The following is an 18,996-nucleotide window of genomic DNA, read 5'->3' as shown; positions in this document are numbered from 1 at the left end:
TGCGCTGATGCGCACTCTGAGGGGTGTTGGTGGAATGTTATCACCGCTGGATCAAGGCATAACCTGTGGCCAAAGCGACCATTATAGTGAATCGGCGCCCCCATCCGCTACAATGCGCGAAAGGTAGCCGCCTTTGCTGGCGGTAGAATAGCAGCCTTGCTGCTTTGGCAAAGAGGATTTCACCATGCCGGTGACATTGCATTACGTCGACCAGGCCCGTTGGGAAGCAGAAGAGCAGGTGCGTATTGACCTAATACGCATTTATGAAGATGCGCCCAAAGAGCGTATGCCTACACCAACGGTCACCCCTTTTATTGAGCAACATTTAAAAGGACAGCACTTTTTTGCCTGCGCACATTTTAACGATCGGCTGCTCGGTGCCGTAGCAGTAAAAGAAACAGCTGACCGCGCGTGGTGGCTCTCAGAGCTGTGCGTGCGTAAACCCACCCGGCGGCGCGGTGTAGGTACGCGATTAATGGCACTGTTAGGTGAACAGGCAAAACAAGAAGGGCGTGTGCTGCGCATCGAAACGTCGTCGCTGCCGTTAGCGGATCGAGTACTGCTATCCAAGCTCGGTTATCGACCCATAGCCAATGAACCATCCTCACAGCCGGGTGCACCCATCACCAGTGATTTTGTTGAGCTAAACCCAAAAGGAAAAGGGTAATGAATCAGCTACTACGTATTTTGCTGGCCGCGGTAGGTATTTTAGCGATCGTTGCCGTTGCTGCAGTGGTGTATGTCACCACCTTTCTTGATCCAGAAGACTTCAAGCCCCGGCTAACCGCTGTGGTAGAAGAGCAAACCGGCCTGAACCTAGCGTTGGAAGGCCCTATCACGTGGTCGTTTTATCCGCGTATCGGGGTCAGTGTTGAGCAGGCAAGAGCATGGTTGCCAGAGCAAGCCCAGGACGAAATTGCGTTTGCCGCCATTGATCGAGCCGAAGTTAGCGTGGCCTTTGCCCCTCTATTACGGGGCGAAATTGCTGTTGATGGCTTAACCCTGGACGGTATGCGCTTAAACCTTGAGAAGAATGAACAAGGTGAAGGTAATTGGCAGGCATTACTAGAGCGTCTCGCTGAACAGGGTAACGAAACAGCAGAAACGGTTCTGGCACCGGCAAGTGCTGGTCCCAACGCAGATGCTGGTAATTTGTCGGTGGTGCTGAACATTGCCAGCGTGGAAGTGAAGAATGCTGATATCCGCTTCCGTGATGAGCAAAGCCAAGCGCTTTGGCGAGTGCAGCCGCTCAATATTTCAGGCACCAACGTCAATCCTTTGCGCTCTTTCCCCCTAAAAACCATGTTTACGCTAACTAAGCATAACCGCTTAGATGCAGAGGTATTGGAGCGCACGCCTGACCTAATCAGTGAAGTGAATCTTGAAACCCGCCTTCGTTTAGGTTTAAAAGATGAGCAACTAATTTTTGAAAGTACACAGCTAACGACCCGTACGCGTCGTTCTGGAGAAAGCGACCCGCAGCAGCTTAGCCTTAAAGCAGCGGAAATAGTTGCCCGAATGGGTGAGCAACAACTTACGATTCGCGAGGGTGTTGTTGACGCGGGTTTACGTCATCCAGACAATTGGCAGGGGAGCCTTGCGCTCTCGTTGGCATTTGGCTTGGAAAGTGACTTTGCGGCACAAACTGCTCAGCTTAAAGATGCTCAATTAACTGGGCCAGATGGGCTACGGGTCAGTGGGCATCTCAATGTGGAGCAACTACTAGACGCCCCTCAGTACAGCGGCCAACTCACGGCAGCTCCTTTTACACTGCGTCCATGGCTGTCGCGGATGGGGATGACGCTGAATACAGCCAACGAAGCTGCGCTAAGTGATGTGGCGATGACCAGTCCCATTGAAGGTGACATGGCAAGTATCACACTTCCGCGTCTTTCCTTGGTGGTTGATGACAGTACCTTCACGGGTAATGTTTCCGCCGCGTTGGACGGTACTCAATTAGCCTTCAATCTGGAAGGCGACCAGCTAAATATTGATCATTATCTGCCTGGACCCGAAACAGCTCAGCAAGCTAGCCGAGGCTTACTGCGCAGAGCCTTTGCTCAAACCGATGGGGCGCTATTGCCTCAGGCATGGCTTAGCACGCTATCGCTAGAGGGTGACCTAAGCGTCGACCAACTTATGTTGGCCGGATTGACGTTCGATGATACCTCGCTAAGTTTGCGCGGAGAGAAGGGAGCGCACCAACTGACGGCCTTTGAGTCGCGCTTCTATGGAGGTGAACTTAATTCGACAGGCCGTCTTGATGCCACCGCAGAGGTGCTCGAATGGCAACTCTCCCCACGTATCAGTGATGTTCAGGTAGCACCGCTCATCGAAACCTTTAGTGAGGAGGCGTCACCGCTGCGAGGCCGCTTTAACCTAGAAGGAGCGCTGACGACTCAGGGCAATCGCCGTGATGTGCTCACCAGCAATCTTAACGGCGAGCTAAATGCGCAGCTGAACGACGGAGCTATTCTACAAACGAATATCTCTCAGCAAATGTGTGAGGTAGTGGCGCAGCTGGAGGGCGAAGGGACCCTACGCGAGTGGGAGCCTGATACGCGCTTTGAGCGGTTTGACGCGACCTTCCAAGTGCGCAATGGTGTAGTGAAAAGCGACGATTTGCTTATCACCCTTCCCGGCATTGATGTGCAGGGCAAAGGCGACTTCAATCTCAATACGCTAAATTTCACCACTGAAGCGAATGCTAAGTTGGTCGACACCGCTGACGCTGCCTGTAGCGTGAATCCGCGTTTAGAGCAGTTGCCGCTTCCGGTTCGCTGCGAAGGTCATGTAAGCGACGATAAAACCCAGTGGTGCCGATTTGATCGTTTGGCTTTCCAAACAGCGGTGATAGACCTGCTAAGTAATGAAGCAGGCAGCCGCGTTGAAGAAGAGCTGGAAGAACGGCTGGGCGATTCACTGGATCGAATTGATGAGCGCCTGGGAGAAGGCGCTGGTCAGGAACTTCGTGAGGGGATTCGTCGTCTATTTAACTGAGCATTCATGCATGTTTTGAACCGATACAATAAGTGCGCGCCGGCCTTACCGCCGGCGCTTTTTTGCGTGTTAGCCAGCCATATAGCATGGCCAGCTGACGGCTAATCGCAGGGTGCCGTTTTACTGTTTAAGGAAATCCTATGGCCGACATGCCAACGCCGTGTCTGGCGGCGGAAGAGGTTCAACGCCGTTTGCTTACCTGGTTCGACCAGTATGGTCGGCATGACTTACCTTGGCAGTCGCCCCGCAGCGCCTACCGGGTATGGGTATCTGAAATTATGCTCCAACAAACCCAAGTCACCACGGTCATTCCCTACTTCGAACGCTTTATGGCACGCTTCCCTACGTTAGAAGTGCTGGCCAATGCGCCCCAGGACGACGTACTGCACCTATGGACAGGGCTTGGCTACTACGCCCGTGCTCGTAATCTGCATAAAGCGGCCCAAATGGCGTTAGCGTCCCATGGCGGCGAATTGCCCACAGATAGCGTCGAGTCGTTGATGGCGTTGCCAGGTATAGGCCGTTCCACGGCTGGCGCGATCATCGCGCAAAGTTCTGGTCAGCAGGCGGCGATTTTAGACGGCAACGTAAAGCGGTCACTGACCCGCTTGCACGCCATTGCCGGCTGGCCAGGCAAGCCAGCGGTAGAGCGCTCATTGTGGGCGCTGGCTGAGTATTACACACCTGATACCCGTCTTGCCGACTATACCCAAGCCATCATGGATTTCGGCGCCACGCTATGTAAACGCAGCAAGCCTGATTGTCTGATCTGTCCGTTTAACGACGTATGTTGTGCCTACGCCCAAGGTGAGCCGCAACGCTTTCCCGAGTCCAAACCTAAAAAAGCCTTGCCCACGCGTGAAACCGTTATGCTAATGCTGCGGGATAGGCAAGGGCGGGTTTGGTTAGAGCAACGGCCACCCAGCGGACTATGGGGAGGCCTATGGAGCCTGCCCCAATTTGAACGCCATAGTGAGCTAAACGATTGGCTAGCCGATCATGTGGCTTCCCCTGAACGCCATGCACCACTGCCCAGCTTTACCCACACGTTTAGCCATTTTCGCCTATCGATTACGCCTCAGCCGGTTAGTTGCGATAGGCTGAATGGCGTAAGAGAAGGCGGCGTATGGTATGACGTTAACGATCCGCCGGCGCTCGGCTTGGCTGCACCGGTTAAATTGCTGCTGAGCCAGCTAACGCCGTTTGCCCTAGATCCAACGCCAGGGCCATCGCGCTAACGTCACTCGCGTTGTCACTTTTATTCGCGCACTGTTATTCAGAAAGGAGTACACCATGAGCAACACCGTTTTCTGCCGTAAGTACCAACAAGAGCTACCCGCTCTGCCGTTTCCACCGTTGCCGGGTAAGCAGGGGCAAGAAATTCAAGCCACGGTGTCTAAACAGGCCTGGGAAGAGTGGCAAGCGCTGCAAACGCGCCTGATTAACGAAAAGCACCTCAATATGCTTGAGCCTGAAGCACGTGCTTACTTAATGGATCAGATGCAACGTTTTCTAGACAACGAAACCACGGACCAAGCCGAAGGATACGTGCCGCCAACCCAGGCTTAAGTGTTTAAGAAGGAGGGCTGCAAAGGGGTGAATCTTGGCGCAGCCCACGGCTGGTGTGGCTTTTGCCCGTTTTTGACCCTGCCAAGAAGTTCCCTAAGCACGTGACTAGAAAGAAAGTTTCACGAAAGTGTTGACGAAAAGCTGAGTTTTTAGTTTAATACGCACCGTTGGCAGCGGCCAGATAGCTCAGTTGGTAGAGCAGGGGATTGAAAATCCCCGTGTCGGCGGTTCGATTCCGTCTCTGGCCACCAAACGTTGGGGTATCGCCAAGTGGTAAGGCACCGGTTTTTGGTATCGGCATTCCCAGGTTCGAATCCTGGTCCCCCAGCCATTGCCAACAAGATTTCTTGTTGATTGCAAAGCTTAACAGTGAAGCAATCATATTCTCAAGAAAACGCGAAGCGCCGACATAGCTCAGTTGGTAGAGCAACTGACTTGTAATCAGTAGGTCCCGGGTTCGACTCCTGGTGTCGGCACCACTGAAAAGTGGTTAAAATCAGAGCGTTAGAGAATTAGATTAAGCCGTCCGAAAGGGCGGCTTTTTCGTATGTGTCTATAAAGTGTCTACAGCGTGGGCACTTTCATAACTGAACTGAATGTAAGCGCGTGGCGTATTTGGCACAGGTTAGCGGGATAATTGGCACTGACTAAGCGTTAGCAAGGCAGGTCATGATATGTATGCTCTGTGGCAACTCTGCAGCGAGGACAATGGTAGTACTGGGGATCTTTATTCAAAGGGGTCAGTCTACCTTCCTGTGAACATAACTGGCATATTGCATGCTTCGGGTTATCTTCAGTCACATACTCGTCTTTGAGTTCTAATACAAACCCACCTTGCTGCGTTTCTTTCAATCGATACTGATTGAAGCGTTCTTCCTTGCTTATCTGTTCTCTTAGCTCCCGGTTTTCATCGATCAACTGTTGATACTGCTGCTGCATCTCAAATAAACCAAACTGGGCAGCAGTGAGTTGATCCATTATCTTGCTGATCGCTGTATCGACACGCACTTTATCGTCAACGTCTTTAGCGGCCCGAGCAAGCTCATACGCAGTTTTGAGGCCTGAGCCTATTGCTAGGATATCAACCATTTCTGTGTCCTGTGGTAGTGACTACTAAATCGCTTAAAACAGCCCTGCCGGTTCTGCATCCACATCCCAACTGAAGATCAGAACCTCTTTGGCGTCTGATCCTTTGCCGCCGCCGACGGTGTAGCGGATGTCGGTGGTTTCGATGTGGTAGTCCGCGAAGATCCGGCGGATGTCTGGGCGGTCGTATCGCTCGATGCACGCTTGCCAGCTTAGGTGCTCAATAAAGGTGCTGGCTAAGCGCAGGTGAGCTGCTGACAGTGGTTCTTCCAGGCGCAGCAGGTTTAGCCCTGGAGGTGTGGTGGTGGCGGGGCCAAACGTCTGGCCTTCGATGCGGGCACCGAAGGCATTCTGCTGTAGATAGTAGAAGCGCGCTGCTCGCTGGATATCAGTGAGCGTTTCCGGGCGTGTCATCTTCAGCCACTCGAACACCTGGCGGCTTGAAAGCGCCCACTTGAACTGCCTGACGAACTCTTCCAGGTGGTTTTGAACGATACGGTATAGGTTCACTAGATCACCGTTAACATCGTTGAGCACTTCCACCTCGGCTGGAGAGGGGCGCAGGAAGAACAGCGCGGCCCCTTTCGACTACGGTGTCACCTGTGTGGTGCCTGCAATTGCGGCATATACCCAGCTCTATCCGCAATGCAAGGTCGATGCCACGCTGAGTGATCAGAAAGTCGATCTGATGTCGGAAGACATCGAACTTGCTATTCGCGTTGGTTGGCTAACCGAGCCAAGCGTACAAGCGAGGAAAATAGGCTCTTTCCGGCAGTTGTTGGTTGCATCACCAAATCTTGAGAAACAGGTGGCGCAGCTCTCCCAGCCTGAAGAACTACTAGATTTTCCGTTTATTGCTAATAAAGCGTTGCCTCATCCGTTGCAGTGGGATTTTTCTCTAAATGAGGGTGGGAGTCGATCCATCCTCATGCGGGCCTCTATCTTTCTCGATGCGACGCTGGCGGTACGCGAAGCGTTGTACGCTGGTGCGGGGATATCGGTATTACCGGATTATGCTAGTGCAGGTGACCTCGCGGCTGGATGCCTTATACATATTTTGCCCTAGTGGAGCTTGCTCTCAGGTGGCATACATGTCGTTTTTCCATTAGCACGTTTTCGCCCTGCGAAAGTGCGCGCTTTTGTCGACATCCTGGCGCATAGAGAGCAGCAGCGGCAGGAGGGCACTTTCATTAAGTGAGCTTGTCACCAAGCCGATGACTAATAAAGATGTACGGCCTCAAACACTGCTACTGGTTTGCCATTGGCGTTTTTAAGCGACAGGGTGCCGCCGTTTACTTGCCAGGCGTCTACTTGCTGAAGTGTGCTGAGCAGTGCCTGTTCATTGCGCATTTGCGTGTCAGGGCAAGCCATCATTGTGGTGCCAACTTGTTCAAACGCTATCCGTTTGCCTTCAACACGGTAACTGCCAATCAAGGTATTGCAGCCAGTTGAGCCTGCTAGTCGTGTTTTTTCTTCATGGAGCACAAGGTGAGGTTCGCGATAGTTGTCAGCGGTGGTAATAGGCTGATTTTCAAGCGTGACCAGTTTCCAATACGTATTGGTTAGCGTTTCGTCAGGCTTGACTGCTTGGTGAATCGCTGAATGCGATTGGCATCCATTGGCAAGCAGTATGGCCATAGTCGATGCGATGATGGATAGTTTTTTCATAAAGCGTTTCTCTAGGTTTCTCATTGTAAAATAGTAATCGGGTTATTAATGTTTTGCTACCTTATCTTATGTCTGATGCTTTGTTATCAAACATTAATCAGATCAGGTTTTATTGTTTTATGTATAAATTAAACGTTGTGCCTTTGCTTTGTTTCTACTTGATTCCCCTTTCTGTTTGGCTAACCTAAAGTGACTTGAGCGATAAAGGCTTTTATATAGTGATCAAATACTATGATGGCTAAAAAGTGCTGAGTTGTGTTTGCCATTTTATTAAGGAATCAAAACTCTAATGTAAGGAATATGAGTTTTATCGAGTGGTTATAAGTTAAGGAGAATTGCACGATGTTCCATCACTCTGGAAAATTACAGTATCCCGTTAAAGTGGATAAGCCAAACCCTGAGTTCGCCATGTTGCTACAACAAGCAATTGGCGGCGTTGAAGGAGAAATTCGAGTAGCCATGCAGTATTTTTTTTAGGCTATGGGAGCGAGAGGCGATGATCGAATTCGCGATATGCTGATGTCAACCGCTACCGAAGAGCTTTCCCACATTGAAATGTTGGGACATGCCGTCGCGCTTAACCTGGAGGGAGCGCCGGTATCGTATCAAGAGGCGACGGCGAAAGACCCTGTTATGAACGCGATTATTGGTGGGGCGAATCCGCGACATTTGCTTTCATCGGGGCTTTCCGCGATGCCGGTTAACGCCAACGGCGTTCCCTTTGATATGAGCCATGTTTATGCCACGGGCAATATTGCTGCTGATATGATGGCGAACGTGGCAGCGGAAGCGGGTGGTCGAGGGTTGGCGTCACGGCTGTATAACTGGACCGACGACCATGGTATGAAGGACTTTCTTTCCTTTCTGATTGCCCGAGATACTTATCATCAGCAACAGTGGCTGGCTGTGATCGAGGAGTTGGGGGGCTTCGAGAAGCAACTGCCTATTCCCAAAGCCACGCCGGAAGACAACGAAGCGACACAACATTCGTATTACTACCTGAATACGTTGTTAGATAAAAAAGCCCCAGAAGGCCGCTGGTCAAATGGCCCATCGTTGGATGGACGTAGTAAATATAGTGTGCGCGATCAGCCTGAACCTGAAGGGCAGGAGCCTAGTCTAGGTAAGGCGAAAGCGAATTCGGGTGCGCAGATAGAACAGATTGACTCTGGCAAGTAAGCTTCGCGCAACGCCTTAATGGCGGCAACTGAGAAAATCTAGGATCCATTATCTATCTAAATTATAACCCTGGCAGGGCTTGCTAGGGTTTTTTTATGATAGGGACAGTGTTATTTAATGTAGCCCGAAAGTTGTGTGCTTATGTTTAAGAGTTATTGGGGGATGTGGCGGAAGTTTTCTGTTACCAACGTGGGTTGTGATGATGGGTAAAATATATAGCGTGATGATCTTGCTCATAATATATGGTTGATGTTGTTGCTAATTTTTGTAAGCACGTTTTTTATTAAAGCAGTTAATGAGGAGGGGTTGTTTTTTAACAAATGTCAATGTTTGATTTTTTTTAATATGTTTTCGGGTTTAAGTTATAAAAGTACCTTGTTTAATTATTGATCATTGACTATATTTTTCTTTGCGCAACTGTTTTAATTATTTTTAGACTGTACTTTTTGACTGGAGTGCACAGTTTTTGTCTAACTACAATGGAGTGTAGAGATGAAAGGGCTTACTGCAGATCGAGTTCCCCTGGCGAACGACATAAGTCGTAAAAGCAAGCTTGGAAGCTTAAGCAATCACGGGGCGTGTATCAACATAGCGCAGGTGCTGGGGTTGTATGGCGAGATGGGGGAGGAGTCTCTTAACTCGCTGTCAAAAATACGCCAGAAGCCTGTAGAGCTAAAGAAAAACCAACAGGTTTTCTCTGTATGCGAAGGTCGTGCTGATATTTTTGTTATAAAAGAGGGGTGGGCAAGTTTATCTCATGCAACAAATTCACGTGGGCAGGATGTTTGTAATATTTTTATGCCTGGCGATATTATTGGTATGCGTGAAAGCTTTTTTGAAAGTCGTGATATTATTATTTTTCCTATTACCAATTGTGAGCTTATAAAGGTTTCTGGTGATCATCTTCATGCGCTTTGTAAAGAAAACGAGGAAGTTAGGAAAGCAATTACATCTTACGTCATGGTGAATGATAATATTACGATAGAGCGTCTCAGAAGCTGTACGCATCATCGATCGGTGGAAAGGGTTGCGCATTTTTTACTTGAAGTTTATGCGCGATTTAAATTCAAAGGGCTTTTGGAAGGTAATGTTTTTGATTTTCCTGTCACGCAGGAAACTGTTGGAGAACTTTTAGGAATGACTAGTGTTCACGTTAGTCGCTGTATGACTGCACTTGAGCAAAAAAAGTTTATTCGTAAAACTCGTAGTAGTGTCAAACTTTTAAAACCCGAAGAAATGGCAAAAAACACAGGTTTTGATAGTGACTTTATTTATGGGCATATTTGTCTTGGCTAGTTTTTAAGAGCCATTGCTAGAGCTTAATTGCTAAGGCTTAAAGAGATTTCATAACACACGTTATAAAGTAGAGCTTATGGGTTGCAAGGGCTAGTCATTTGACTACCCTATTGATGGTGTTATGTACAAGTGAATGTTAGTACATGTTTTTATTGATCTGAAATTTAATCATACAAGGAGTGGATTAGATGACAGTCAGCAACAACCCTCTTAATACCGTCACTGCCCATAAGCAATACTGTGAAATGATGGATATACCGTCGGCACAGCGCGAAACGGTGCAGGATGAGTACCCAACGCGCCTAGCATCGGCGCCAGCTTCGCTAACCCTGCCGCGTCGTGATGCGGTGGTTAAAGGTCGGGATTTAACAGGACCGTTATCTCAAGAACAGCTTGATGAGTTTGAACGCAAAGGGTTTCTGTTTATTCCAAACCTGATTTCGGGCGAAGAGCTGGAGGCACTTTGCCATGAAATGACGTTGTTGATGAGCAATGATGCTTATCGTGATCAAGAATTCAGCGTTACCGAGCCAGAAAGCCACAACATTCGCTCGCTGTTTGCGGTGCACAGGCTTTCGGAGCGTTTAGGTCAACTGGCCATAGACGAGCGCTTAGCGGGGGCTGCCCGGCAGATTATCGGCGGTGACCCTTACGTGCACCAGTCGCGAATTAATTATAAGCCTGGCTTTGCCGGGAAAGGGTTTAATTGGCACTCCGACTTTGAGACGTGGCACGCGGAAGACGGTATGCCGAATATGCACGCCGTTAGCGCCTCACTGATCTTGACCGACAACCATGAGTTCAATGGCCCGCTCATGCTAATCCCTGGCTCTCATCTGGAATTCGTGCCCTGCTTAGGGGAAACACCGGAGGATAACCACAAAAGCTCGCTTAAAGCACAGGAGATTGGTGTGCCCAGCTCTGAAGCGCTGACTCAGTTAGTAGCAAAGCATGGTATTGAAGCGCCAAAAGGTAAAGCAGGTGGTTTGCTACTGTTTGATTGCAACACGCTACATGCGTCTAATGCCAATTTGTCGCCTGATCCCCGTAGCAACGTGTTCTTTGTGTTTAATCGTCCGGATAATCGTTGTGTTGAACCGTTTGCTGCTCCAAGTCAGCGTCCTAGCTTTTTGGCGCATAGGCCTGATGATCGCTGGACGCCCGACGCATAATCTAACGTATCACTAGTGGTATGTATGAAATGCTGTAGAAGAGATTGTGGAACATATGCATAGCTGGGGTAGACTGTTGCGCCTGTCGTTGCGAATGCGGCACGCATAATGAGAAGGAGAAGCCCCGCCATGCGTTTTGTTCCACAGTTCACCGATGGTCAGGAGTTTCCCCACGCGTTGGGCAAAGTCGTCTGCGTCGGCCGCAACTATGCCGACCATGCCAAGGAATTGGATAATCCGGTTCCCAATGAGCCACTGTTATTTATGAAACCCGCCACCAGCGTGGTGGACTTGACTAAACCACTTGATCCGCCGTTTTCACGAGGCGATGTACATTATGAAGTCGAGCTCGCGCTTTTAGTGGGAGAGACACTGACCCACGCTACTCAAGATGAAGCAGAGCGTGCCATTGTGGGTATTGGCCTAGCGATGGATTTAACGCTTCGTGATGTACAAACCAAGCTGAAAGAGAAAGGGCATCCTTGGGAAATAGCAAAAGCGTTTGATGGTGCTTGCCCGCTATCTCCGTTCTTGCCGCTAAGCCGTGTACCCAATTGGAATGCGTTGGCATTCACCCTTGAGATTGATGGTGAAGAGCGTCAACACGGGGAAGGTGCCGATATGATCTTTGCGATCCCGACGTTGGTGGCGGAGATGAGTCGCCACTTCACGCTAGAGCCGGGCGACGTTATTTTGACAGGTACACCTGCGGGGGTCGGCGAATTGCCCCGTGGAGCCGCGCTGCGTTTAACGTTGACTGGCGGGCTAGAAATCACCACTAGCGTAGTAGAGTAGTGTGATGGCGATGACGCCAAGTAGTTAAATGTAAGCAGTTAAATGTAAGCAGTTAAATGTAAGCAGTTAAGCGAAAGGCCACTGACATTGTCGGTGGCCTTTTCGTCGGTGTGGTTAACGTTCAGTGGCCGCGATGGCTACGCTAGGCTTCCGCTCGCACTATTCTAAATAGGTATAGCCCTCTAGCCCTTCGCTCAGGCTAGCAGCAAACTTTGCCTGCTCTTGGGTCGAAAAGCCGCTAGTGACCAGTTGTTCGGTGAGCTTTTGTTTTAGTACCCGCGCATCAAAATTCACGTAGGCTAGAACATCGGCCACCGTATCGCCTGCCTGTAGGTTAGAAAGCACCCACTCACCATCTTCACCCAGTGCCGCATCGACGGAGTCGGTATCGCCGAATAGGTTGTGCAAGTCGCCGAGAATTTCCTGATAGGCACCTACCAGGAAAAAGCCTAGCCAACGCTCGTCATCGCTTGCCCACTCGGGCAGCGGTAGCGTGCTTTCCACGCCCTGACCATCCACGTAGCTATCAATACGGCCATCTGAGTCGCAGGTAATATCCTGAATGACTGCGCGACGAGTCGGGGGCTGGTCTAGCCCGCTCAACGGTAGGACAGGGAATATCTGTTCGATCCCCCAAACGTCCGGCACCGACTGAAATAATGAGAAGTTAACGAACAGCTTGTCGGCTAGCTTTTCAGCCAGTTCGTCCATAATTTCTCGGTGAGCGCGATTACGGGTATCGAGTTGACCGCGTAGGCGGGAGCAGGCCGCCATATAAAGCCGTTCGCCTTCGGCGCGGGCATTGATATCACTTAAACCCATTACGAAACGGTCTTGCAATTCACTAACCGCCTGCAAGAGATCATGCCAAGCTTCCACCAGAACACGGGGCTCTTGGCTCTCGGCTAACTGCTCAAAAACCCGCCATAGGGCTTCCACCTGAAGGTCTTCCTGGGAAGAACGCTCTGGAGGCGAATCACTAACGCGCTCTTCGCCAATCACGTTGGTGATCAACACGGCATGGTGAGCCGTTAGCGCGCGGCCTGATTCGCTGATCAGGTGGGGCTGGGGCAGGTCAGCTTCCTGACACAGCTGCGCAAAAGCGCTAACGACGTTACGTGCATACTCCTGCATGGAGTAGTTGGCTGAGCAGTAACTGCGTGAGCGGGTGCCTTCATAGTCGATTCCTAGCCCGCCACCAACATCGACGGTATCAATCGGCGCACCTAGGCTCATCAGGTTTTGGTAAAAACGGGCGCATTCCCGCAGACCACGCTGAATGTCGCGAATATTGGCAATTTGCGAGCCGAGGTGAAAGTGCACTAACTGTAGGCTTTCTAACGCATTTTGAGCGCGCAAGGTCGCTACTACGTCAAGAATTTGGCTGGCTGTCAGACCAAACTTTGACTTTTCGCCACCGGTGTTTTGCCATTTACCCTTACCCACTGAGGCCAGCCGTGCCCGCAAACCAATACGTGGGGTGACTTCCAACTCACGAGCCTCTTCTAATATAAGCTCCAGCTCAGAGAGCTTTTCCACAACCAGGTAAACGCGGTGCCCCAGCTTTTCTCCCAGCAGTGCAAGGCGAACGTACTCACGGTCTTTATAGCCATTGCAGACGATAAGCGAAGAGCCGCCATCAGACAGTGCCAGCACTGCCAAGAGCTCCGGTTTGCTGCCTGCTTCCAGTCCTACACGGCCATTGCCACGCTCGGAAGTAGCGAGTATCTCTTCCACCACGCGGCGCTGCTGATTAACTTTAATCGGATAAACCGCCGTGTAGCCGCCTTGATAGTCGATATCCTGCATCGCGACATCAAACGCACCACACAGCTGCTCTACTCGGTCATGCAGAATGTCACTAAACCTTACTAGCACCGGCAACCGCAGACCCGCAGTTTGCAGTTGACGCACAAGCCCGCTAAGCGGCAGCGCGGGGCCTTCAGCGTCACTGCCTAGCGGACGTACCAGTGCTTGTCCGTGGTCGTCTACATCGAAGTAGCCGCTGCCCCATTGGTCAATATTCCATGTGCGACGGGCGCGTAAGGCCTGGGCGCTGGTGGTCACCGATTCGATCATCAATAAACCTCTGGGAGCGGTAGTGCGCCAAATGCAATGCGCGCTTTTAAAATGGTTCGGAAACGCTCAGGGTCGTGAGGCGTTAGGTCATGAGCAGGTGGATCAACATAAACGCCCAGCAGCCGCGATAACCAATACCGCAATGCGGTCATGCGCAGCATGGTAGGCCATAGCTCACGTTCATTCGCGGTGAGAGGGCGGCGTGCCTGGTAAGCGCTAAGAATGGCCTCATAACGCTCAGCGTTCAGCGTGCCATCCTCATTGGTTGCCCAGTCGTTAATGACGATGGCCAGGTCAAATAGCAAATCGCCTGTGCAGCCGTTATAAAAATCGATAATGCCGCCTAGCTGGTCGCCCTCAAACAGCGTGTTGTCACGGAATAAGTCGCCGTGGAGTGCCCCTTGCGGTAGCTCGCCGTGCTGGCTAAAGGCACCTTCAAAGTCATCGACTTCATTTTTCATCAGCGTCTGATCGTCAGGGCTGATATAGGTTAGCACCTTGTGATGCACCGCACGCAGCCAGTGAAGGTCGCGCGGGTTTGGCCGATGGCCAGGAAAACGCTGGGAGACAACATGCAAATGCCCCAGCGTATTGCCCAGTGCTTGGCATTGGGCAAGGTTGGGTGCACTAGGATGCTTGCCTGGTAGGCGTGGAAACAGCAGAGCAGGTTTGCCTGCCAAACTGTGTAGCGCAATACCTTCGCGGTCATGAATAGTGCCGGGCACCGGTAAACGGTGCTCATCCAGGTAATCCAACAACTCGACAAAAAACGGCAGCTCTTCATGTTCGCCCTGTTCAAACAGGGTTAGTACCAGCTCACGACGATCGGTGGTCACAAAAAACGTTGAGTTTTCTGTGCCACCGGCAACGCCTTGTAGCGAAACGAAGCTGCCTACATCAAACTTTTCCAAAAACGCGGCGACCTGAACGTCGCTCAGCGGAGTAAATACAGCCATGAGAATCTCGCCCAGGTTGCTAAGCCCATTATTGTAGCGGCTTGCAGGGTCAGTTGGCAGCGTTGTGTGAGTTTGAAATGCGTTATTCGTAACGGTTGTTTCTGCAGCCATTGGCGTGAACGCGTATCATAGCCAATAGACTTTCTTACTGTGTTGCTAACAATGGAATTGGTTATGGCCCGTGCCCCAATCGTGCTTGTCGATGGCTCCTCGTACCTGTATCGCGCCTTTCACGCGCTCCCACCGTTAACGACCTCCAACGGCCAGCCCACGGGGGCCGTGAAGGGCGTATTGAATATGCTCAAGCGTCTGATCAAAGACTACCCGGAAAGCCCAATGGCAGTGGTGTTTGATGCGCCAGGAAAAACCTTTCGCGATGAGATGTACAGCGAGTATAAAGCTCATCGGCCACCCATGCCGGATGATCTGCGCAGCCAAATTAAACCGCTGCACGCTTGTGTAAAAGCGCTGGGCTTACCGCTTCTGTGCATTGAAGGGGTCGAAGCCGACGATGTGATTGGCACCCTAGCACACCATGCCACCCAGGCGGGTCGTGATGCGGTAATCTCTACCGGCGATAAAGATATGGCGCAGTTAGTGAATGACCACATCACACTGGTCAATACCATGAAAGAAGAAACCCTCGATGAAGCGGGTGTCAAAGAGAAATTTGGGCTACCGCCCTCACTGATCATTGATTTTCTGGCATTGATGGGCGACAAGGTTGATAACATTCCCGGCGTGCCGGGGGTGGGCGAAAAGACCGCCATTGGCCTGCTACAAGGTATGGAAGGCGGGTTAGAAACTATTTACGGTGATCTGGAACGCGTCAAAACACTCAGCTTCCGTGGTGCGAAAACGTTACCGAAGAAGCTGGAAGAGCACCGTGAACAAGCCTTTCTCTCTTACCAATTAGCGACCATTAAGACCGACTGCGAACTCCCCGTGGGTCTGGATGACTTGGATATTGCGCACCCAGACCGCGAAGCCCTGGTGGAACTCTATAAAGAGATGGAGTTTAAGCAGTGGTTGGCTGAACTGCTGGCGGGTAACGACGAGGGTGTTGATGACGTAAAAGGGGGCGAGCCCGCGCCTGATAACATCACTACTGACGCCGCTGAAAGCGCCGTGCCTTCCAGCCAGCGAAATGACCATGTCATCGTTGAGCAAGCTGAGTTCGATGCGTGGTTAGAGCGTTTGAAGCAAGCTGAGCGTTTTTGCTTCGATTTAGAAACCACTAGCCTGAATTATATGGACGCCGACATTGTAGGCGTCGGCTTGGCGCTGGAGGCCGGTGAAGCTGCCTATATTCCACTGGCCCATGACTATCTGGATGCTCCCGCACAGCTTGATCGTCAACAGGTACTGCAGGCATTAAAGCCGCTGCTGGAAGATCCTGAAAAAACCAAAATTGGCCAGAACCTTAAGTACGATATTTCTGTGCTAGCAAACTATGATATTCACGTGGTGGGGCCGCTGGCCGACACCATGCTCGCCTCTTACGTGCTGAATTCCACCGCCACGCGCCACGACATGGATTCGCTGGCGCTGAAGTATTTGGGCGAAAAAACGATCTCCTTCGAGGAGATCGCTGGGAAAGGTGCCAAACAGCTCACGTTTAACCAGATCGCCCTGGAACAGGCGGTTCCTTATGCCTGTGAAGATGTGGATATCACGCTGCGGCTGCAAGAAACGCTCCGCCCTCAGGTGGAACGGGAAGGGCGTTTAGCGGACGTTCTAGATCATCTTGAGCTGCCGCTGATTAACGTGTTGTCGCGGATTGAACGCAATGGCGTGGCACTGGATGCCGAGCGCCTACACGAGCAGAGCCAACAGCTAGAGCGCCGTATTCGTGAGCTTGAAAGCGAAGCATTCGAGTTGGCAGGTCGTGAGTTTAACCTCGGTTCACCCAAACAGCTGGGGCAGATTCTGTTCGAAGAGCAGAAAATTCCGGTGATCAAGAAAACCCCCCAAGGTGCGCCCTCTACCGCAGAGGCGGTGCTAGAAGAGTTGGCGCTGGATTACCCGTTGCCCAAGGTGATTATGCAGCACCGCGGGCTAGCGAAACTTAAGTCCACCTATACTGACAAGCTGCCGCGCCTGCTCAATAAAACTACTGGTCGAGTGCACACTAGCTATCACCAAGCGGTGACGGCGACAGGGCGGCTTTCGTCATCCGATCCCAACCTGCAGAACATCCCGATTCGCACGGAAGAGGGACGCAAAATCCGCCAAGCGTTTGTGGCTCGCCCAGGCTATCGCATTGTGGCGGCAGATTACTCGCAAATTGAGCTGCGCATTATGGCGCACCTCTCAGAAGACAAGGGGCTTTTGAACGCATTTGCGGAAGGGCGCGATATCCACACCGCAACTGCGGCAGAAGTCTTTGGTACCGCGCTTGAAAAAGTCTCTGCCGACCAGCGGCGCAGTGCCAAAGCCATCAACTTTGGGCTGATTTACGGTATGAGCGCCTGGGGCTTATCACGCCAGCTGCATATTGATCGCAACCAGGCGCAAACCTACATCGATCGCTATTTTGACCGTTATCCCGGCGTTGCCCGGTATATGGATCGTATTCGCACCCAAGCTGCGGAAGATGGCTTTGTAGAAACCGTACTAGGGCGGCGGCTGTACTTGCCAGAGATTCACTCGCAAAACCGTAACCGCCGCCAGGGTGCCGAACGCACCGCAATTAACGCGCCTATGCAGGGTACTGCAGCGGATATCATCAAGCAGGCGATGATTGATGTCGATGCATGGCTTGCTGAAGAGGAGTTTGATGCACTCATGGTCATGCAGGTGCACGATGAGCTAGTGTTTGAGGTGGCCGAAGTGCAAGTTGAGGCATTTATTGAGCAGGTGCGGGCGCGTATGCAAGCTGCTGCCACGCTTAGTGTGCCGCTGATTGTTGAAGCCGAAAGCGGCGCCAACTGGGATGAAGCCCACTAGTATTAAGCCCGTTAGGCTAAGTAAGGCTTAAACGTTACGGGCTCGTTACGGGGGATCTAATGCAAAACACCTGCAGCTGAGCTGCAGGTGTTTTTTTAGTTAGGCTTGCGGCTCATGAGTCCTAAGAGCCGTAGAGCCGCAGAACTTAACGCCAGCTTACACGATCAAAAATACGAATCGCTTCTGGGTTGTTTTCACCCAGGATGCTGATGTTGATATCGTCTTTCTCGAAATCACCCCAAGACTCAAGCACCGGGTTTTTCTTGATGCTTTCCACGACGGGGAACTCGTAGTTACGGTCAGCAAGTACTTCCTGAGCTTCGTCAGAGGCTAAGAACTCCAGGAAGCGAATGCCGTTTTCTGCGTTTTGCGCGTTAGCCACTAAGCCTGCGCCGCCAACGTTAACGTGAGTGCCACGATCATCCTGGTTGGGGAAAATCATACCCACTTTGCGTGCGGCTTCGCGATCAGCATCTTCATCGGAATGCAGCATGCGAACGTAGTAATAGTGGTTTGCGACTGCTAAGTCACACTCGCCGCTCGCAACGCCAAGAATCTGATCGGTATCGCCGCCTTCAGGGTCGCGGGCCATGTTATTCACAACCCCCTGGGCCCACTCTTCCGCACCTTCTTCGCCGTGATGCTCAATCATTGAGGCTAGTAGCGACTGGTTATAAATGTTGTTGGAAGAGCGAATGCACACTTGGCCTTCAAACTGCGGATCGGCCAGGTCTTCATAAGAACTGATTTGGCTGGGATCAAAGTTCTCACGGTTGTAGAAAATAACCCGTGCGCGCTGACTAAAGCCAAACCACAGGCCGTCAGGGTGGCGCATTGATTCTGGCAGGCGCTCGTTGAGCACATCAGAGTCTACGCTTTGAAAAAGGCCGTCCTGCTCGGCGCGCCATAGGCGGCCTGCATCAACGGTAAGCATTACGTCAGCAGGGCTAGCAATGCCTTCACGCTGCATGCGCTCCATCAACTGGTCTGAGTCGCCTTCCAGTACATTAACTTCGATGCCGGTCTCTTCAGTGAATGCTTTGTAGAGAATCTCGTCAGAATCGTAATGGCGAGCGGAGTAAATGTTGACCTCGTTAGCGAGCGCGCTACCTGCAAAAGCAGAACCCGCCATGATGGCAGCTACGGTAGCCGTAAGACGTGCTTTTTTCATAACAAATACCCTGAATGTTTATGATAATAAGTTGCATTAGCGACATCGCGTATTGAAACGCTTCTCTTGGTTGGCG

15 protein-coding genes, 3 tRNA genes and 1 pseudogene are annotated in these 18,996 nt (G+C 51.3%); 13 read left to right on the top strand and 6 right to left on the bottom strand.

Annotated elements, in window-relative coordinates:
* Positions 1-184 precede the first annotated feature (184 nt).
* The 7 genes from REH51_RS05995 (at position 185) to REH51_RS05965 (ending at position 5,048) form a co-directional block, all read left to right on the top strand.
* Positions 185-667 carry a GNAT family N-acetyltransferase gene (locus tag REH51_RS05995; RefSeq protein ID WP_009724905.1) on the top strand — a complete coding sequence of 161 codons (483 nt, stop codon included), beginning with the start codon at positions 185-187 and terminating at the stop codon, positions 665-667.
* Entirely contained in the window at positions 667-3,000 is a 2,334-nt protein-coding gene (locus REH51_RS05990; RefSeq protein ID WP_009724904.1) for an AsmA family protein, read from the top strand. Before REH51_RS05995 ends, REH51_RS05990 begins: the two co-directional genes overlap by 1 nt.
* Before the next feature lie 140 nt (positions 3,001-3,140).
* Positions 3,141-4,238: an A/G-specific adenine glycosylase gene (mutY, locus tag REH51_RS05985; protein ID WP_498937169.1), complete on the top strand. Its 1,098-nt coding sequence runs from the start codon at positions 3,141-3,143 to the stop codon at positions 4,236-4,238.
* A 55-nt stretch (positions 4,239-4,293) separates the two neighbouring features.
* On the top strand, positions 4,294-4,569 hold the full coding sequence (locus REH51_RS05980) for an oxidative damage protection protein (protein ID WP_009724902.1): 276 nt from the start codon (positions 4,294-4,296) through the stop codon (positions 4,567-4,569).
* Between the two features lie 175 nt (positions 4,570-4,744).
* Positions 4,745-4,820 (top strand) — tRNA-Phe (locus REH51_RS05975).
* 5 nt (positions 4,821-4,825) lie between these two features.
* Positions 4,826-4,900 (top strand) — tRNA-Gln (locus REH51_RS05970).
* A 72-nt stretch (positions 4,901-4,972) separates the two neighbouring features.
* A tRNA-Thr gene (locus REH51_RS05965) sits at positions 4,973-5,048 on the top strand.
* Positions 5,049-5,223: 175 nt separating this feature from the next.
* Here the strand turns inward: REH51_RS05965 and REH51_RS05960 are convergent.
* Together REH51_RS05960 and REH51_RS05955 are read right to left on the bottom strand one after the other, a co-directional pair.
* Positions 5,224-5,658 (bottom strand): hypothetical protein, encoded by a 435-nt coding sequence (locus tag REH51_RS05960; protein WP_009724901.1) that lies wholly within the window; start codon positions 5,656-5,658, stop codon positions 5,224-5,226.
* 33 nt (positions 5,659-5,691) lie between these two features.
* On the bottom strand, positions 5,692-6,219 hold the full coding sequence (locus REH51_RS05955) for a DNA adenine methylase (RefSeq protein ID WP_498937720.1): 528 nt from the start codon (positions 6,217-6,219) through the stop codon (positions 5,692-5,694).
* On the opposite strand from REH51_RS05955, the gene REH51_RS05950 reads away from it, so the two are divergent.
* Positions 6,185-6,721, top strand: a complete 537-nt coding sequence (locus REH51_RS05950) for a substrate binding domain-containing protein (protein WP_498937167.1) — start codon at positions 6,185-6,187, stop codon at positions 6,719-6,721. The genes REH51_RS05955 and REH51_RS05950 overlap by 35 nt on opposite strands.
* Before the next feature lie 152 nt (positions 6,722-6,873).
* On the opposite strand, the gene REH51_RS05945 is transcribed toward REH51_RS05950, so the two are convergent.
* Positions 6,874-7,323, bottom strand: coding sequence for an META domain-containing protein (locus REH51_RS05945; RefSeq protein WP_009724898.1), 450 nt, complete (start codon positions 7,321-7,323; stop codon positions 6,874-6,876).
* Positions 7,324-7,665: 342 nt separating this feature from the next.
* Between REH51_RS05945 and REH51_RS05940 the strand changes: the two are divergent.
* From REH51_RS05940 to REH51_RS05925, 4 genes and pseudogenes are all read left to right on the top strand, one after another.
* Positions 7,666-8,502, top strand: a pseudogene (locus tag REH51_RS05940) (manganese catalase family protein).
* Positions 8,503-8,994: 492 nt separating this feature from the next.
* Positions 8,995-9,798, top strand: a complete 804-nt coding sequence (locus tag REH51_RS05935; protein WP_009724896.1) for a Crp/Fnr family transcriptional regulator — start codon at positions 8,995-8,997, stop codon at positions 9,796-9,798.
* A 188-nt stretch (positions 9,799-9,986) separates the two neighbouring features.
* Entirely contained in the window at positions 9,987-10,970 is a 984-nt protein-coding gene (gene thpD / locus REH51_RS05930) for an ectoine hydroxylase (RefSeq protein ID WP_009724895.1), read from the top strand.
* 129 nt (positions 10,971-11,099) lie between these two features.
* Positions 11,100-11,765 (top strand): fumarylacetoacetate hydrolase family protein, encoded by a 666-nt coding sequence (locus REH51_RS05925; RefSeq protein ID WP_009724894.1) that lies wholly within the window; start codon positions 11,100-11,102, stop codon positions 11,763-11,765.
* A 159-nt stretch (positions 11,766-11,924) separates the two neighbouring features.
* On the opposite strand, the gene speA is transcribed toward REH51_RS05925, so the two are convergent.
* Together speA and REH51_RS05915 are read right to left on the bottom strand one after the other, a co-directional pair.
* Positions 11,925-13,844 (bottom strand): biosynthetic arginine decarboxylase, encoded by a 1,920-nt coding sequence (gene speA / locus REH51_RS05920; RefSeq protein ID WP_009724893.1) that lies wholly within the window; start codon positions 13,842-13,844, stop codon positions 11,925-11,927.
* Entirely contained in the window at positions 13,844-14,800 is a 957-nt protein-coding gene (locus REH51_RS05915; RefSeq protein ID WP_498937165.1) for a homoserine kinase, read from the bottom strand. The genes speA and REH51_RS05915 overlap by 1 nt, the downstream gene beginning before the upstream one ends.
* 174 nt (positions 14,801-14,974) lie before the next feature.
* Between REH51_RS05915 and polA the strand changes: the two genes are divergently transcribed.
* Positions 14,975-17,749 (top strand): DNA polymerase I, encoded by a 2,775-nt coding sequence (polA, locus tag REH51_RS05910; RefSeq protein WP_498937163.1) that lies wholly within the window; start codon positions 14,975-14,977, stop codon positions 17,747-17,749.
* 145 nt (positions 17,750-17,894) lie between these two features.
* Here polA and REH51_RS05905 read toward each other — a convergent pair whose 3' ends face one another.
* Entirely contained in the window at positions 17,895-18,920 is a 1,026-nt protein-coding gene (locus REH51_RS05905; protein ID WP_009724890.1) for a Fe(3+) ABC transporter substrate-binding protein, read from the bottom strand.
* Positions 18,921-18,996: the final 76 nt, after the last annotated feature.

This window comes from Halomonas bluephagenesis (assembly GCF_054790765.1).
Note: the sequence above shows the minus strand (reverse complement) of the source record. Positions and strands in the feature narration are given on the sequence as shown.

What these genes read in the sequence shown, in the direction of transcription:
- REH51_RS05925 (WP_009724894.1), top strand. Translation starts at nt 11,100, where the DNA reads ATGCGTTTTGTTCCACAGTTCACCGATGGTCAGGAGTTTCCCCACGCG.
- mutY (WP_498937169.1), top strand. Translation starts at nt 3,141, where the DNA reads ATGGCCGACATGCCAACGCCGTGTCTGGCGGCGGAAGAGGTTCAACGC.
- REH51_RS05960 (WP_009724901.1), bottom strand. Translation starts at nt 5,658, where the DNA reads ATGGTTGATATCCTAGCAATAGGCTCAGGCCTCAAAACTGCGTATGAG.
- REH51_RS05905 (WP_009724890.1), bottom strand. Translation starts at nt 18,920, where the DNA reads ATGAAAAAAGCACGTCTTACGGCTACCGTAGCTGCCATCATGGCGGGT.
- speA (WP_009724893.1), bottom strand. Translation starts at nt 13,844, where the DNA reads ATGATCGAATCGGTGACCACCAGCGCCCAGGCCTTACGCGCCCGTCGC.
- REH51_RS05995 (WP_009724905.1), top strand. Translation starts at nt 185, where the DNA reads ATGCCGGTGACATTGCATTACGTCGACCAGGCCCGTTGGGAAGCAGAA.
- REH51_RS05915 (WP_498937165.1), bottom strand. Translation starts at nt 14,800, where the DNA reads ATGGCTGTATTTACTCCGCTGAGCGACGTTCAGGTCGCCGCGTTTTTG.
- thpD (WP_009724895.1), top strand. Translation starts at nt 9,987, where the DNA reads ATGACAGTCAGCAACAACCCTCTTAATACCGTCACTGCCCATAAGCAA.
- REH51_RS05990 (WP_009724904.1), top strand. Translation starts at nt 667, where the DNA reads ATGAATCAGCTACTACGTATTTTGCTGGCCGCGGTAGGTATTTTAGCG.
- REH51_RS05935 (WP_009724896.1), top strand. Translation starts at nt 8,995, where the DNA reads ATGAAAGGGCTTACTGCAGATCGAGTTCCCCTGGCGAACGACATAAGT.
- REH51_RS05980 (WP_009724902.1), top strand. Translation starts at nt 4,294, where the DNA reads ATGAGCAACACCGTTTTCTGCCGTAAGTACCAACAAGAGCTACCCGCT.
- polA (WP_498937163.1), top strand. Translation starts at nt 14,975, where the DNA reads ATGGCCCGTGCCCCAATCGTGCTTGTCGATGGCTCCTCGTACCTGTAT.
- REH51_RS05945 (WP_009724898.1), bottom strand. Translation starts at nt 7,323, where the DNA reads ATGAAAAAACTATCCATCATCGCATCGACTATGGCCATACTGCTTGCC.